The 13,662-nt window shown below is 63.3% G+C and carries 15 protein-coding genes; 4 read left to right on the top strand and 11 right to left on the bottom strand.

The window, feature by feature from the left end; all coding sequences use genetic code 11:
* Positions 1-212 precede the first annotated feature (212 nt).
* From ABDB81_RS28560 to ABDB81_RS28575, 4 genes are all read right to left on the bottom strand, one after another.
* Positions 213-1,004 (bottom strand): SDR family oxidoreductase, encoded by a 792-nt coding sequence (locus ABDB81_RS28560; protein WP_346814213.1) that lies wholly within the window; start codon positions 1,002-1,004, stop codon positions 213-215.
* 30 nt (positions 1,005-1,034) lie between these two features.
* Complete coding sequence (fabG, locus tag ABDB81_RS28565; protein ID WP_346814214.1) at positions 1,035-1,775, bottom strand: 3-oxoacyl-ACP reductase FabG; 741 nt, start codon at positions 1,773-1,775, stop codon at positions 1,035-1,037.
* Positions 1,776-1,807: 32 nt separating this feature from the next.
* Positions 1,808-3,187, bottom strand: a complete 1,380-nt coding sequence (locus ABDB81_RS28570; protein WP_346814215.1) for an MFS transporter — start codon at positions 3,185-3,187, stop codon at positions 1,808-1,810.
* A 103-nt stretch (positions 3,188-3,290) separates the two neighbouring features.
* Positions 3,291-4,226 (bottom strand): 3-keto-5-aminohexanoate cleavage protein, encoded by a 936-nt coding sequence (locus ABDB81_RS28575; RefSeq protein ID WP_346814216.1) that lies wholly within the window; start codon positions 4,224-4,226, stop codon positions 3,291-3,293.
* Between the two features lie 142 nt (positions 4,227-4,368).
* On the opposite strand from ABDB81_RS28575, the gene ABDB81_RS28580 reads away from it, so the two are divergent.
* A complete protein-coding gene (locus tag ABDB81_RS28580) occupies positions 4,369-5,397 on the top strand; it encodes an AraC family transcriptional regulator (RefSeq protein ID WP_137926613.1) in 1,029 nt (342 codons plus the stop codon).
* A gap of 26 nt (positions 5,398-5,423) precedes the next feature.
* On the opposite strand, the gene ABDB81_RS28585 is transcribed toward ABDB81_RS28580, so the two are convergent.
* Positions 5,424-6,407 carry a tripartite tricarboxylate transporter substrate binding protein gene (locus ABDB81_RS28585; RefSeq protein ID WP_346814217.1) on the bottom strand — a complete coding sequence of 328 codons (984 nt, stop codon included), beginning with the start codon at positions 6,405-6,407 and terminating at the stop codon, positions 5,424-5,426.
* Positions 6,408-6,430: 23 nt separating this feature from the next.
* Positions 6,431-7,651, bottom strand: coding sequence for a M20 aminoacylase family protein (locus ABDB81_RS28590; protein ID WP_346814218.1), 1,221 nt, complete (start codon positions 7,649-7,651; stop codon positions 6,431-6,433).
* Between the two features lie 124 nt (positions 7,652-7,775).
* On the opposite strand from ABDB81_RS28590, the gene ABDB81_RS28595 reads away from it, so the two are divergent.
* Positions 7,776-8,669 carry a LysR substrate-binding domain-containing protein gene (locus ABDB81_RS28595; protein WP_160474777.1) on the top strand — a complete coding sequence of 298 codons (894 nt, stop codon included), beginning with the start codon at positions 7,776-7,778 and terminating at the stop codon, positions 8,667-8,669.
* 100 nt (positions 8,670-8,769) lie between these two features.
* Here ABDB81_RS28595 and ABDB81_RS28600 read toward each other — a convergent pair whose 3' ends face one another.
* Positions 8,770-8,973 (bottom strand): cold-shock protein, encoded by a 204-nt coding sequence (locus tag ABDB81_RS28600; RefSeq protein WP_010812830.1) that lies wholly within the window; start codon positions 8,971-8,973, stop codon positions 8,770-8,772.
* 674 nt (positions 8,974-9,647) lie between these two features.
* Between ABDB81_RS28600 and infA the strand changes: the two genes are divergently transcribed.
* The gene (gene infA / locus ABDB81_RS28605) at positions 9,648-9,869 is read left to right on the top strand and encodes a translation initiation factor IF-1 (protein WP_101682497.1); all 222 of its coding nucleotides are present in this window, start codon (positions 9,648-9,650) and stop codon (positions 9,867-9,869) included.
* Between the two features lie 11 nt (positions 9,870-9,880).
* Positions 9,881-10,135, top strand: a complete 255-nt coding sequence (locus tag ABDB81_RS28610; RefSeq protein WP_137926638.1) for a translation initiation factor 1 — start codon at positions 9,881-9,883, stop codon at positions 10,133-10,135.
* Between the two features lie 79 nt (positions 10,136-10,214).
* Here the strand turns inward: ABDB81_RS28610 and ABDB81_RS28615 are convergent, their stop codons facing one another.
* From ABDB81_RS28615 to ABDB81_RS28630, 4 genes are all read right to left on the bottom strand, one after another.
* Positions 10,215-10,499: a hypothetical protein gene (locus ABDB81_RS28615; RefSeq protein ID WP_137926610.1), complete on the bottom strand. Its 285-nt coding sequence runs from the start codon at positions 10,497-10,499 to the stop codon at positions 10,215-10,217.
* A 77-nt stretch (positions 10,500-10,576) separates the two neighbouring features.
* Positions 10,577-11,614: a tripartite tricarboxylate transporter substrate binding protein gene (locus ABDB81_RS28620; protein ID WP_160474528.1), complete on the bottom strand. Its 1,038-nt coding sequence runs from the start codon at positions 11,612-11,614 to the stop codon at positions 10,577-10,579.
* A gap of 89 nt (positions 11,615-11,703) precedes the next feature.
* Positions 11,704-12,294 carry an XRE family transcriptional regulator gene (locus ABDB81_RS28625; RefSeq protein ID WP_137926608.1) on the bottom strand — a complete coding sequence of 197 codons (591 nt, stop codon included), beginning with the start codon at positions 12,292-12,294 and terminating at the stop codon, positions 11,704-11,706.
* A 50-nt stretch (positions 12,295-12,344) separates the two neighbouring features.
* Positions 12,345-13,652, bottom strand: a complete 1,308-nt coding sequence (locus tag ABDB81_RS28630) for a M20 family metallo-hydrolase (RefSeq protein ID WP_346814219.1) — start codon at positions 13,650-13,652, stop codon at positions 12,345-12,347.
* Between the last annotated feature and the right edge of the window lie 10 nt (positions 13,653-13,662).

A 13,662-nucleotide genomic window follows, 5' to 3' on the forward strand; every position in this document is an offset into this window, starting at 1 on the left:
CTCCGGTATAAAAAGGTGTTCAATAAGTTTGAGGTTTTATCGGGCAGCGCTGGCTTCGCTTTGTTTTGCTTCGTTGCGTTGCTGCGCTGTCCATGTGCTGAACTATAGCGGTCGCCCCGTCGGAGAAAAACAGGGGTTCGCTGTCATAGTTGTTCAAATTTATTGAATCGATAGGAAGGGGCTAATTCATCGCGCAATTCTTCGGCACGGGATCAGAGATATTCCACATTGCCATCGACACTGATGGCCTGTCCGGAAACGTTGTGTGCAGCGGGCGATGCCAGAAACAGCGTCATGGCTGCGATGTCTTCCACGGTCACCATGCGGCGAAGCGAGATTTTCTGGAGATACTGTTCGCGCATCGCGTCGAAGCCGATACCGAGCGAATCGGCTCGCGCTGCGATGACGCGGTCCATGCGCTCGCCTTGCACCACGCCGGGCAGGATGGCGTTGACGCGGACGTTGCTGGGTCCGAGTTCGATGGCCAGTGATTTCACCATGCCGACAATGGCCCATTTCGTTGCGGCGTAGGGCGTACGGTAGGCGTATCCGAGACGGCCTGCGACGGACGACATGGCGATGATGCCGGGGCAGTCCGAGGTCTGCTTCATCAACGGTACGACCCCGCGCACAAAGTTGAACTGGCTGTGCAGGTTCGTTGTGACGGTGCGTTCCCAATCCTGCGGGTCGATGGTTTCGACGCCACCGGTTGGCCCGGCAATCCCAGCGTTGTTCACGAGAATATCGATACCGCCCAGCCTGGCGCCGGCATCGGCCACGATGCGGTCAACGTCCTCCCGTTTGCCGACATCGGCGATGCCCGTGTGCAACGTGCGGTTCGCCGCTTTCAGCGATTCGAGCGCGGCGCCGTCGACGTCGCAGACGTAGACGTTGGCCTCGGCCTGGAGAAAGGCTTCGGCGATGCCGGCACCAATGCCGGAGCCGCCGCCCGTGATTAGCACACGCAGACCAGGGCGTGGCCGTAGCAGTGCCAGTGCGTTCATATGTGTCTCCTCATGTTGTAGGGCACGCAATCAGAGCGTCATGCCACCGGATGCTTCGATGACGGCGCCGTTGATATAGCTTGCGTCAGGGCTGGCAAGGAAGGCGTAGATATTAGCGATTTCTTCCGGCTTTCCCAATCTACGCAACGGCACCTGATGGCGCATCTTTTCCAGGACCTCGTCGGGCACGGTGGACAGGATGGGCGTCTCGATGAAGCCCGGCGCCACGGCGTTCACGCGGATGCCCTTCGGCCCCAGTTCGCGGCTCCAAGTCTTGGTGAAGCCGATGACGCCAAACTTGGCGGCGGCGTAGTTTGTCTGACCGAAATTGCCATAGAGGCCCACCACGGAACTGGCATTGAGGATGACGCCCGAACCGCGCTCCACCATGCCGTCCACCACCGCCTGCGTGACATGGAATACGCTGCGGAGATTGACGTCGATGACGTCATCGAACTGCTGGGTCGTCATCTTTTGGAGCTTGGCATCGCGCGTAATGCCGGCGTTGTTCACCAGGATATCCACGCGTCCGAACTGGGCGACCACTTCTGCAACCATGTCGGATACGGCGACGGGATTCGCCACGTCCAGGCCGAATCCGATGGCGGTCGCGCCGTCTTCCCGACAGGCAGCGACCACCTCGCCCACGGCATCCTGCTTGAGGTCGCATAGCACGACAATGGCGCCTTCCTGCGCAAACTTTCGCGCAGTTGCCGCGCCGATTCCCTGTGCCGCGCCCGTGATGATGGCGACCTTTCCTGCTAGCTTCATGACTGCCTCTCTTTCGTGCTGCTTGCCAAGTGTCAGGCGTTAGCCTTGGTAATCGGGTGTGACTCGGAGCCTCGACGTTCCGCCGCCGCGTCGCTGGAAACGAGCGGCTGGCCTTCGGTACGGATGGCGCGGGCGAGCATCGGGATCATGACAAGGCCGAGTACTGCGGCAGCCAGGATCACGTAGAAGCCGCTGGAACTCTTGCCGGTCGCGGTCTCGGCGAGGCCAAACAGGTAGGGTCCGACAAATCCGCCGAGCAGACCGATGGTATTGATGAACGCCAGCCCGGCGGCCGCCTGAACGCCGTGCAGACGCTTCATGGCGATGGACCAGTAGGACGGCAACACGCCGCCGCCGAAGAATCCTGCCGCTGCCAGCAGTGCGATCTGCGCGCTCTCATTCGACGTGGAGATAAATGCGGAAGCTGCCACGACCACTCCCATGGTCAGGATGCCGAGGTAGACACAGTCGCTGTGCATCCGGCGATGGATGCGCGGCAGCAGCAAGACGCCAATCAGAAAGCCAAAGCCCACGCTGCTCGACAGGATGGCGATCAGCACCGGAGACTTCACGTTCATCTGCGAGACGATGGAAGGCGTGAAGAAGTACAGTCCTACAAACGCAATCTGGTTCAGGAAGTAAATCAGGCTGATGCAGAGCGTGGTGGGTCTCTTGAGCGCCGACACCCAGTCGCCGGAGAACAGATGGGCGTGGCCATGCGCGTCGATCACGGCATGTGCCTCCAGCGAACGGCTTTCTTCTGGCGTCAGCCATTTCACATCGGTCGGCCGATCGGGCAGGATGAAATAGAGGATGCAGCCGATGACCACGGTAGGCAGCCCTTCGAGCAGGAACATCCATTGCCATCCATGCAGTCCGCCAAGACCGTCGAGTTGCATGAGGCCGATGCCGATGGGATTGCCGATGATGAGCGCCACCGCCGGGGCCGTATAGATCCAGCCGACCGCAACCGCGCGATCCTTGGGCGCGAACCACAGCGTGACCATATACATCAGCGCCGGGAACAGGCCCGCTTCCGCGATGCCAAGCAGCACACGCAGCGCATAGAACGACCATTCCCCCTGCACGAACATCATGCCCGCCGACAATGCGCCCCAGGTGACCGCGATGCGCGCGATCCAGCGGCGCGGTCCGATGCGATGCGCGATGAGGTTGCTGGGCACTTCCAGCAGCGCGTAGCCCAGGAAGAAAATGCCGGCCCCCAGCCCATACGCGGCGGCGCTGATGCCGAGGTCTGCTGCCAGATGGGCCTTGGCCAGCGCCACATTGGTTCGATCGATGAACGAGAGGAAGTAGATCCCGCACAGGATCGGGATGAGTCGCAGCATGGCTTTGCGCGTGGCGCGCGCATGCAGGCCATCGGCACTGCGCTCAGCGGTGTTCGTTGTCATGAGTTGTCTCCGGTGTGGATCCCATGGCTTTTGTTGTTATGGCCGGATGCTGGTAGCAGGCGTCCGGCCTTGCGCATGGGACGATAGAAATGAAGCAGGATGATTAGAACGAAACGGCGTCCCTGCCTTTGAGGCCCAGCATTTGCCGTGCCTCGGCGGGCGTGGCGATCTCGAAGGAAAGCTCCTCGAGGATTCGTCGGATCTTGCGAACCTGTTCCGCGTTGCTCTTCGCCTTTACGCCCTTGGACAGGTAGACGCTGTCCTCCAGGCCCACGCGCACGTTTCCACCGAGGATGGCGCCCATGGTGACGAGCGGCATCTGGTGGCGGCCTGCGCCGAGTATCGAGAAGTGATAGTTCTCGCGGCCGAAAAGCCTGTCGGCCGTGCCACGCATCAGGGACAGGTTCTCGGGGTCCGCGCCGATACCACCCAGGATGCCGAACACAGACTGGATGAAGAACGGCGGCTGGATCAGGCCCGCGTCGATGAAGTGGGCGAGATTGTAGAGGTGGCCCACGTCGTAGCACTCGAATTCGAAGCGTGTGCCGTGGTCGCGGAACTCGGTCAGGATGTTCTTGATGTCCCGGAACGTGTTGCGGAAGATCATGTCCTCCATGCCTTCGACATACTCCTTCTCCCAGTCGAAGCGCCATGACGTCATCTTCTCGGCAACCGGATGCAGCGAGAAGTTCATCGAACCCATGTTCAGCGAGCACATCTCCGGGCGGGCGACGCGCGCATAGGCCAGTCGCTCGTCGAGTGACATGCGCGTGCTGCCGCCGGTGGAAATGTTGATGACCGCGTCGGTTTCACGCGCGATATCGGGCACGAACTCCCGGAAGACTTCCGGTTTCGGGGTGGGGCGGCCGTCCGACGGGTTGCGCGCGTGCAGATGCAGGATGGCCGCGCCGGCTTGCGCCGCTTCCAGTGCTTGGGCGCGGATCTCGGCAGGCGTGATGGGCAGGTATTCCGACATCGACGGTACGTGTGCCGAGCCCGTCACGGCGCAGGAAATGATGACTTTGCGGTTGCTGCTCAAGGCTTGTCTCCAGTGTCCTTCGGGCGGCGCCAGTCCGCGCTCGCCCGAATCTTGTGATACGGATAGTAGTGAGATAGGATGCGCCCCGTAAGGTCATTTCCGGACAAGAGGGAGTCCTTGCAGGACAAACTGGAACAAAGCCGTGACGTCGAAACTATCGCTTCCCAATGAGCGCGTGCACGCGCCGTACAAGATCGCGGCATTGGTCGAGGTGCTGGCCGAGCAAGGCATCGAACCCGTCGACAGTTTGAAAGGGTCCGGCATCGAACCGGATGAGATCTACGATGCCGCGGTGCTGACTTCCGTGCGACAGTACGCCGCCGTCTGCAGCAATGCCGTGGCGTTGTCGTCCGACCCTGCGACACCTTTCCGGACGGGGTCCCGGCTGCATCTGTCCGCCTACGGGATGTATGGCTACGCGCTGATGTCGTGCCTGTCGCTGCGCGACTATTTCAGGCTCGGGGTCAAATACCATCGCCTTGCCACACCCACGCTGACCATCGCCTGGACGGAGTACCCAGACCGGGGCGTGTGGACGTTTCCCGATGCCTTCGCGTCGAATCAATCCCGTGAAGTCCAGCAGTTCCTGCTGGAGCAGCAGTTCACGCAGCACGTCACGCACTTGCAGGACGTGGCCGGGAAGAGTTGCCCGCCTGTGCAGGCAAATTTCGCCTATCCGGCGCCGCACTACGCTGCCATCTACGAGGAATACCTGTGCTGCCCCTGCGCCTTCGACCAGCAGGCTTGCGAACTCATCTACGACAGCGCGATCCTTGACCACAAGCCGCAACTCGCGCACCTGCACACCGCGGCATTGCTGCAGGAAACCTGCGACCGGCTGATCGGGCAAGCCAAGACATCGATCGGTGCGTCGGGCGAGGTCTACCAGTTCCTGATGCGCAGCCCCGGAGAGTTTCCGTCGATGGAGGCGGTTGCGAGCGCATTCAATATGACAAGCCGGACGTTGCGTCGACGGCTGGATGCGGAGGGCACTTCATTCGTCGCCATTGTCGATGACGTCCGGCGCTCGCTGGCGACGGAATACCTGAAGACGACCAGGATGAGCGGCGACGATATCGCGATGCTGCTGGGCTTCAGCGACACCGCGAATTTTCGTCGCGCGCTCAAGCGCTGGACGGGAAAGAGCCTGACTGAACTGCGCGGACCCTGAGCGCGAGATGCTCGGTCCGGAAGCGCTTATTGCGGCTGCAGATTGATCCGCTTCGCCATAGCGCGGAATTTTCCGGTCTCCGCCTGCAGGAAGCGCTGGGCGTCTGCCAGGGAGCTTGGCTTGGCCACTTCCGCGCCCGTTGCTTCCAGGCCGCTGGCTACCTGCGGATCTTGCAGCGTCTCGACGAGGGCCTGATGCAGGCGCGTGACCACCGCTTCCGGCGTGCCCTGTTTGACCATGATCCCGGCCCAGGTTGCCTGGTCGAAATCCTTCAACTGCGTGCCTTCACCGAAGGCCGGAATGGCCGGATCGGTCTTGCTGCGGCTGTTTCCCGCCCAGCCTACGAGTTTCAGCCTGCCCTGGTCTGCCAGGCCACGGAAACTGGTGGCATAAGGAAGGATCGCGAAATCGACATTCTTCCCGGCCAGGTCCTGGACGAGCGGTGCCATGCCTTTGTACGGGATATGGCTGACGCCGATGTGTGTACGCGTTGCCATGTCTTCGGTCACAAGGTGATACATCGAACCTGGGCCGACGCTGCCATACGTCAGCGGCTTGGCAGGATTGGCCTTGGCGAGCGCGATGACCTCATCGACTGTGCGCGCCGGCAGGTCGGGCCGCGCCACCATCACCAGCCGGTTGACGGTTACCGGCGCCAGCAGCCGGAAGTCTTCGGTGCGCAGCTTGACCGCCGCGTTCGAGAGCGGCGCAAGGATGACCTCGTTGGGCGAGCCGAGGAAGATCATGTAGCCGTCGGCAGGCGCGTTCAATACCTTCTGTGCCGCCATGGCGCCGCTGACGCCGCCCAGGTTCTCGATCACCACGGGCTGGCCCAGCGCCTTCGAGAGGCGCGCGTTCATGCTGCGTGCAATCGCATCGGAGAGTCCGCCAGCCGGATACGGCACCATCAGCACCACCGGTCTGGAGGGATACGCGTCCGCCGCGCTCGCGCCGGGTGTGGCGAACAGGCCAACCGTGGCGACAGCGGCAAACGTGCAGCGGGCAAGCATTCGGCGAATCGGGTTCATGGCAGTCAGGCGGTGGGGTGGAAGAATTCGGTGGCAAGTGCCACCCAGAATGCCGCGCCCGTATCCAGGCAGCGGTCGTTGAAATCGTAGGAAGGGTTGTGCACGCTGCACGGGCCGGTCGGCACACCGGCCGCGTGGCCATTGTCGCCATTGCCGATCATCAGGTAGCAGCCGGGCCGCTCCGCCAGCATGTAGGCGAAGTCTTCGCTGGCGCAGAGCGGCGTGGCATCGTCATCGACGCAATCGTCGCCGTACAGCTTGCGCGCGACCTTCACGGCGAGCGCTGTCTCTGGCCCGGTGTTCACCAGCACGGGATAGCCGCGTTCATAGATGACGGTATGCCGCAGCCCGAACGTCGAAGCCTGGCCGGCAGCTACCTCGTGGATGCGCCGCTCGAGTAGCGCGCGCACGTCCGGCTGCAAGGCCCGGATGCTGAGTTCCAGTTCGGCGGACTCCGGGATGATGTTGTACGTGGTGCCCGCCTCAAGGCGCCCCACGGTAATGACGGCGGCGGCCTGCGGATCGACATTGCGCGCGACGATGCTTTGCAGCGCCATCACGGTCGACGCGGCGGCAATGGTCGGATCGGCCGCCAGTTGCGGCATGGCGCCGTGGCCGCCGACGCCGTGGAAGGTAATCACTGCACGATCGGATGAAGCCATGAACGCGCCATCTCTCACATAGAAGCGTCCCACCGGGCGTCCCGGGTAGTTGTGCATGGCGAACACGGCATCGCACGGAAAGTTGTCGAACAGACCTTCGTCCATCATCCGCCGCGCTCCACCAGCGCCGCCCAGCTCCTCCGCCGGCTGGAAGATCAGGTGCAGCGTGCCGTTCCAGTCCACGCCCTGTTGCTGCATGGCTGCCAGACGCTGCGCCGCGCCCAGCAGCATGGCCGTGTGGCCGTCGTGTCCGCATCCGTGCATCTTGCCGGGCACCTCGCTGGCCCATGGCAGACCCGTGGCTTCCTGGATCGGCAGCGCGTCCATCTCGGCACGCAGACCGAGGCGGGGACCGCCATTGCCGAAGCGCAGCCGCCCGACGAGGCCGGTCCCCGCGATGCCTGTGACGACGTCGTATCCCCATGCCTTGAGCTTTTCTGCCACAAAGGCGCTGGTCCGAAATTCTTCAAAGCCCAGTTCGGGATGGCGATGAAACTGGTGACGCCAAGCCGTCATGCTGTCTGCATCGGGAGTACTGAGGGTGGCGTGTGTCGCTTGGTTCATGGGCAATGGCGAGCGATTTGGTCTGCTCCATCATATGGCCCACGACGAAAACCAATTAGCGGTATATTTTCCGAGGTGAACACCCATGGTGTTCCCCCCCTCCCGACATCCGCGAGTCCTTGCCATGCGCCAGCATCAGCTCCGAGCCCTTGTCCAGGTTGCCGAAAGTGGCACCATCCGCGCGGCCTCCCGCAGCCTGCATCTCAGCCAGAGCGCGCTGACCAAGGCGTTGCGCGAGTTGGAAGACGATGTGGGGACGGAGCTGCTGGTGCGCAGCCACAAGGGCGTGGATTTCACGGCGGCGGGACGCGTGCTGCTGACCAACGCGCGGCTGGCGCTGGCGTCTCTGGAACGGGCGCGTGACGAGATTCGGGCGCTGCAGGGTGGGGCCGGCGCGCATGTGACCGCCGCCGTCACGCCTTTGCTGGCGCTCGATGTGCTGCCCCGGGTCTGGGAGGCTTTCACGGCTCGGCAGCCCGACGCGACACTGTCGTTGAGCGAGGGCTTTCTTGCCGACCTGATTCCGCGTCTGATCGAAGGGCGGCTGGACTTCGCCATTGCCATTGCCGATCCAGAGGACCTTCCGCCCGAGCTCACTTTCGAGCCGCTGCTGGCGGTGACCGCCGTTCCCGCCGGCAGAGTGGGGCATCCGCTGGCCGGCGCGACGCACTGGGACGCATTGGCGGACGCCCAGTGGACGCTGAACCTCTCGCCGGGCAGCCAGAGCGAAACGCTGTTGGCATGGTTGCGGGCGAGCGGCCTGCCTGTGCCGCACCGGATCACGGCGTGCACATCGCCAACGCTGATGACGGAACTGATGCGGCGCACCGATGCGATCGGCTATTGCCCCACGCGGTTGCTGGCCGATCCGCTCTACAGCAACGGCCTGCAGGCTTTCTCTGCCCTGTCTCCACTACCGCCCGCCATGCAGGCGGGCCTGATCCGACTGCGCGCCATGCCACTGGGCACGTCGGCACGCATGCTGGCCGAGCTTTTCGTCAGGCAACTCGGGCGGTAGCGCGCGGGGATCGACCTGCGCACGGCACTGATCGATCGACAGGCGAAAAAAAATCCCGGCAGGGCCGGGATTCTTTCTTACAGCGGTACGACTCAGAGACTTAGATCGGCTCGATCTTGGTCGCTGCCGGGCCCTTTTGGCCAACGCCTGCGACGTAGCGAACCTTCTGGCCTTCCTGGAGCGACTTGAAGCCGTTGCCCTGGATTTCCGAGAAGTGAGCGAACAGGTCGTTACCGCCTGCGTCCGGGGTGATGAAGCCAAAACCCTTCGAGTCGTTGAACCACTTAACAGTGCCGGTTTCCATGTGCGGATTCCTTAAAAAATAGATTCTCGCCAACCGATAACTGTTAGCGAGGCATGACGATCAAGGAAGAAACATGGAGAAAAGTGGCGCCACAGAGGGCTGGCACCTTGTGCTTCGGGTTGCTGCTTGAAGATCTTGCGGGAGTTTTTATACCCGTAACCGCAAAGGCTGTCAACACGGCTTCGGCGAATTTACGGTAACGCACGTGCGGTCGGCTGCACAATTTGCCTGGGTTCCGCGCCGAAGCCGCCGCCACGAATGGGTGGGGGCCGGTGGGCTCCCCCCATAGGTGGTATGATTCGCCAGCGCTCCCTTCATCGACATGTGTCGAACATCGCGCGCCGGCCGCAAGACAACATCACTAGAAGAGCAATAGCGGTCGATCGGGCTTGTGCCCGGTCTGTTCACGGCGACAGTCGCCGGCAAACCTCACCCCGCCCAGCGGCGCGTCCGCTCCGCAACCGATTCGCCAATACCGGCGCCGGTTGTGCAAGCAAGGCCTCCCTCACGACAGTTCGGTTTTCGCGATTTGCCATTCGGGCGAGAGGCGGCACCGATCACTGATTTCTGCAATGGCGACCGGCTGCCAGGAAAGCAAGGAACATCGCATGCCCCAGGGCATGAGGCATGTGCGTGCTGCACCCTGACCCGCTCCGCCACAACAAGGAGCATTTTTGGCTAAAGAAGAACTGGTGGAATTTGGCGGCAAGGTATCTGAAGTCCTGCCCGACAATCGCTTTCGCGTGATCCTGGAAAACGGCTTCGAAGTCTGGGCGTATTCGTCCGGACGCCTGAAGAAGAATCGCATTCGCGTGCTGGCTGGCGATCGCGTGACGCTGGAAATGTCGCCCTACGACCTGACAAAGGGCCGCATCAACTACCGCCACAAGAACTGATGGCGCAGCCAATGTCGACCAGCGAGGAATGGGAAGAATTGCATCTCACGCCTGCGGGCTGGGTTGCCGGTAGCTATCGGCATACTCCCTGGCCCGTGGTTGACGTGAGCCCGCCAGAAGGTGGTGTGCTGATGGTGCGCCGCCACGTCACCGCTACCTATTGCGGTCCGTCGCGTGCGGTGGAAGACCGCACGCCGCAAACGCAGGACATGGCGCTGATCGAATCGCTGCTGGCCCAATACGGTGGGCCCGAGTTCGGTATCTAGGCAATTCGCCGACCGGCGTTTTCAGCCCGGGCGATGGCGTCCTGCCCGGGTCGTCCTGCACATCTTTATCGTCCCGCCCTCACAGTCCTGCCACCGACTCGCCGGGCACCAGTCCGTCGATGATGTCGGAGCCGTGCTGCACGGCTGCGCGCTTGGCTTCGCCTACGTTTCCCCATTGCGTCACGGGAACGTGGAAGACCCGGCCATTGTCTGCGGATGGCTGTACGCCTTCGCGGCAGATCACCACGGAAGCCTTGTACGACCGATCCGGCCGGCGCTCGTGCCATTCGCGCGGCGGCTCGCATTTGTAGACCAGCGGATAGAGATCGAAACCCTTGCTGTTGGCGGCCGGGTGATTGTCCATTGCGTGCTCCTGTTCGTCTATCTGACGACTGTACGCTCTTTCCGCCCGGCCCAGTCAGTATTTCAGGCCCTTCCCAATTACTCCACCCGTGCGCCCGATCGTTCGACGATGGATTTCCATTTCCGGTAGTCGCTATCCACCAGATCGGAGAATTGCTTCGGCGTCATGAGCTTGGCCTCGGCGCCCTGGTCGTGGATGGCCTGGATGACTTCAGGCGTGGCGAGTACCTTGTTGACTTCGGCACCGATGCGTTCCACCACGCTGGCCGGCGTCTTGGCCGGCGCGAAGATCCCGTACCAGGTACTGACGTCAACGTCCTTGTAGCCGCTCTCCGCCACGGTGGGCACATTGGGCAGCGACGTGCTGCGGCTGGCCGATGTCACGGCCAGCGCGCGCAGCTTGCCGGCCTTCACTTGTGCAAGGGCCGAGGGGACGGATGCCACCATCAGGTCCACGTTGCCCGCCATGGCGTCCATCATCGCGGCGTTCGAGCCCTTGTATGGCACGTGCAGCAGCTTGATGCCGGCAGCCTGGCTGAAAATCTCGGCGGCCAGGTGGATCGTGGTGCCGTTGCCGGGCGAACCGTACTTGATGGATTCCGGATGCGACTTCGCGGCGGCCACCACATCGGCCAGCGTCTTGTACTTCGAATTGGCCGAGGTGACGATGACGATCGGGGTGTAGCCAACGTGGCTGATCGCGATCAGGTCACGCGACGGCACGTACGAGACGGTCTTGTAGAGCCACGGTGCCACGACGAGATTGTCTTTCTGGCCCATCACGAGTTCGTAGCCGGTGGGCGCCGCGCGTACGACTTCCGCGATGCCCAGCGTGCCGCCCGCGCCGGGTTTGTTGTCCGGCACGAACGTCCACTTGGTGGACTGCGATACCTGGTTGGCCACAAGGCGCGCCAGGATGTCGGTACCGCCGCCCGGCGGGAACGGAATCACCAGGCGGATCGGCTTGGCGGGAAAGCTGGTATCGGCAAGCGCCGGGGCCGTAGCCAGGCCGCTTGCTGTGACGACCAATGCGAGCGCCGCGTTCAGGAGGGTTCGCGCGGCGTTCCGGCGATCGATGTTTCGGAGGCGCGGCACCGCTGCGCAGGTTTGAGGCATGACAGATCCAGACAACGCGTGTTGGGTAATGACTAGCAGCGGCGGATTATACCGGCCGCGCCGCATCGATCTGTCCGGACTCGGAATACTCAGAACGTGGCTGGGGAGTTCACCCAGAGCACACGCGCTACCACGTCGCCAACATTGCGATAGCCGTGCGGCACCTGACTGGAAAACGTGAAGGCGTCGCCGGGACCGATCCGGTGGATGTCGTCGCCAAGCATCAGTTCAAGGTGTCCTTCAAGCACATAGCCCACTTCCTCGCCCTGATGTTCGATCTGCCCGTCGCTGGCCTGACCGGGCCAGACGATGTGGATGTTGGCCTGCAGCAGCCCGCCGCGCTTGGGCAATACCACGCGTTCCAATGCCACGCCGCCTGCGCGGATGACGGGGCGTTCGCCGTTGCGCAGGATGGGCGACTGGTTGGGTTCCTCTTCGCTGGTCAGCGTGCCGATGTTGGTGTCCAGCGCCACAGCCAGCCGGTGCAGCGTGGTGAAGGACGGCGTGGCCAATCCGCGCTCGACCTTGGAGATCAGGCTTTCGGAGCAGCCGGCCTTGCCGGCCAGTTGCAGCAGCGTGTAGCCGGCAACCAGCCGGGCGTGGCGCAGTTTGACGCCAAGCGTCAGCGTGGCCGACTTGCTGTCGGCCGGTTCGGGAGTGGGGCGCGCGGTCTTTGCCATGCGGTCGATATCGGTGGGGGCGGAGGCCAGGCGCCGGAGCCTCGGGGATTTCAGCGGCAGGCCAGTTCCGCGACAGTGTAAGCCAGTGCCTTCGCCCCGAGGAACAGTTCGGTAGCGTCGGTGTCTTCGGCGGCATTGTGGCTGATGCCGCCCTTGCTCGGGACGAAGATCATCGCCGTGGGGCAATGGTCGGCCAGATACATGGCGTCGTGGAAGGCGCCCGATGTCAGCCGCATCGGCATGGCCCGGCCCGCCTGTTCGCTGGCGCGTGTGCACGCGCGTTCGATCGCATCGAGCATGGTGCGGGGAAAATGCGTGGGCGTGCGATGGAAGAATCGCTCCACGGTGACGGCATCGCTCGCCTGTGCATGACGCACGCACGCAGCGCGCAGTGCGGCTTCGGCGCGGTCCAGCGCAGCGTCATCGAGGCAACGCATGTCCACCGTGAACGACACATGGCCCGGAATCGTGTTCACCGAATTGGGCGCAACGGTCCAGCGGCCCAGCGTGAGGCGCAACTCGTTGCTGCCTGCTGCGGCATCGCGCGGTGCCAGCGCGTAAAGCTCTTGTGCGATGGCGACGGCCACGGCCATGGCATCGCGTCGCACAGCCATTGGCGTGGTGCCTGCATGGGCCATCGTGCCGGCACAGTCCACGCGGAACCAGCGCACGGCCTGGATGCCGGTGACCACGCCCAGCGGCACATTGGCGGCTTCGAGTACCGGTCCCTGTTCGATATGGAGTTCGACGCAGGCCGCCATCGGGCGCGGCATGGGCAGGCGCGGCACATCGGCGCTGGCAGTGAGCGCGGCATCCAGTGCGTCGCCAAAGCGCACGCCAGCCGGATCCACCGCGTCGCGATAGATGGCCAGCCGACCGGGATCGACGAATGCACTCGATCCCATGGCACCGGGACCGAAGCGGCTGCCTTCCTCGTTGGTCCACGACACCACCTCGATGGGTCGCCGGGTTTCGACACCGGCAGCGTTAAGTGCCGCGATGACTTCGAGTCCGGCCAACACGCCATAGGCGCCGTCGTACTTGCCGCCGACGGGTTGGGTATCGGCATGGCTGCCGGTGAGCACCGGAGGCAGGTCTTCGCGACCGGGGCGGCGGAAGAACAGGTTGCCGCAATCGTCGGTACTGACTTCACAGCCGAGTGCGCGTGCCTGTTCGATCAAGTGGCGACGTGCGGCAAGGTCGATATCGGTCAGCGTCTCGCGAGAGACGCCGCCATCATCGCGTCCGCCAAAGCGGGCCAGCGCGGCCAACGATGCGGCCAGTCGCGCGGCATCGACGTGATCCTGTACGGTACCTGCAATCTCTGCGTGCGCGGAAGGCGAGTCGGTGAAATTCAATCTGTGCTCC

Source organism: Cupriavidus sp. DL-D2 (genome assembly GCF_039710735.1).
GTDB lineage: Bacteria > Pseudomonadota > Gammaproteobacteria > Burkholderiales > Burkholderiaceae > Cupriavidus.

Coding starts and splice junctions, on each gene's coding strand:
- ABDB81_RS28560 (WP_346814213.1), bottom strand. CDS start 1,004: ATGAACGCACTGGCACTGCTACGGCCACGCCCTGGTCTGCGTGTGCTA.
- fabG (WP_346814214.1), bottom strand. CDS start 1,775: ATGAAGCTAGCAGGAAAGGTCGCCATCATCACGGGCGCGGCACAGGGA.
- ABDB81_RS28570 (WP_346814215.1), bottom strand. CDS start 3,187: ATGACAACGAACACCGCTGAGCGCAGTGCCGATGGCCTGCATGCGCGC.
- ABDB81_RS28585 (WP_346814217.1), bottom strand. CDS start 6,407: ATGCTTGCCCGCTGCACGTTTGCCGCTGTCGCCACGGTTGGCCTGTTC.
- ABDB81_RS28590 (WP_346814218.1), bottom strand. CDS start 7,651: ATGAACCAAGCGACACACGCCACCCTCAGTACTCCCGATGCAGACAGC.
- ABDB81_RS28595 (WP_160474777.1), top strand. CDS start 7,776: ATGCGCCAGCATCAGCTCCGAGCCCTTGTCCAGGTTGCCGAAAGTGGC.
- ABDB81_RS28600 (WP_010812830.1), bottom strand. CDS start 8,973: ATGGAAACCGGCACTGTTAAGTGGTTCAACGACTCGAAGGGTTTTGGC.
- ABDB81_RS28610 (WP_137926638.1), top strand. CDS start 9,881: ATGTCGACCAGCGAGGAATGGGAAGAATTGCATCTCACGCCTGCGGGC.
- ABDB81_RS28615 (WP_137926610.1), bottom strand. CDS start 10,499: ATGGACAATCACCCGGCCGCCAACAGCAAGGGTTTCGATCTCTATCCG.
- ABDB81_RS28620 (WP_160474528.1), bottom strand. CDS start 11,614: ATGCCTCAAACCTGCGCAGCGGTGCCGCGCCTCCGAAACATCGATCGC.
- ABDB81_RS28625 (WP_137926608.1), bottom strand. CDS start 12,294: ATGGCAAAGACCGCGCGCCCCACTCCCGAACCGGCCGACAGCAAGTCG.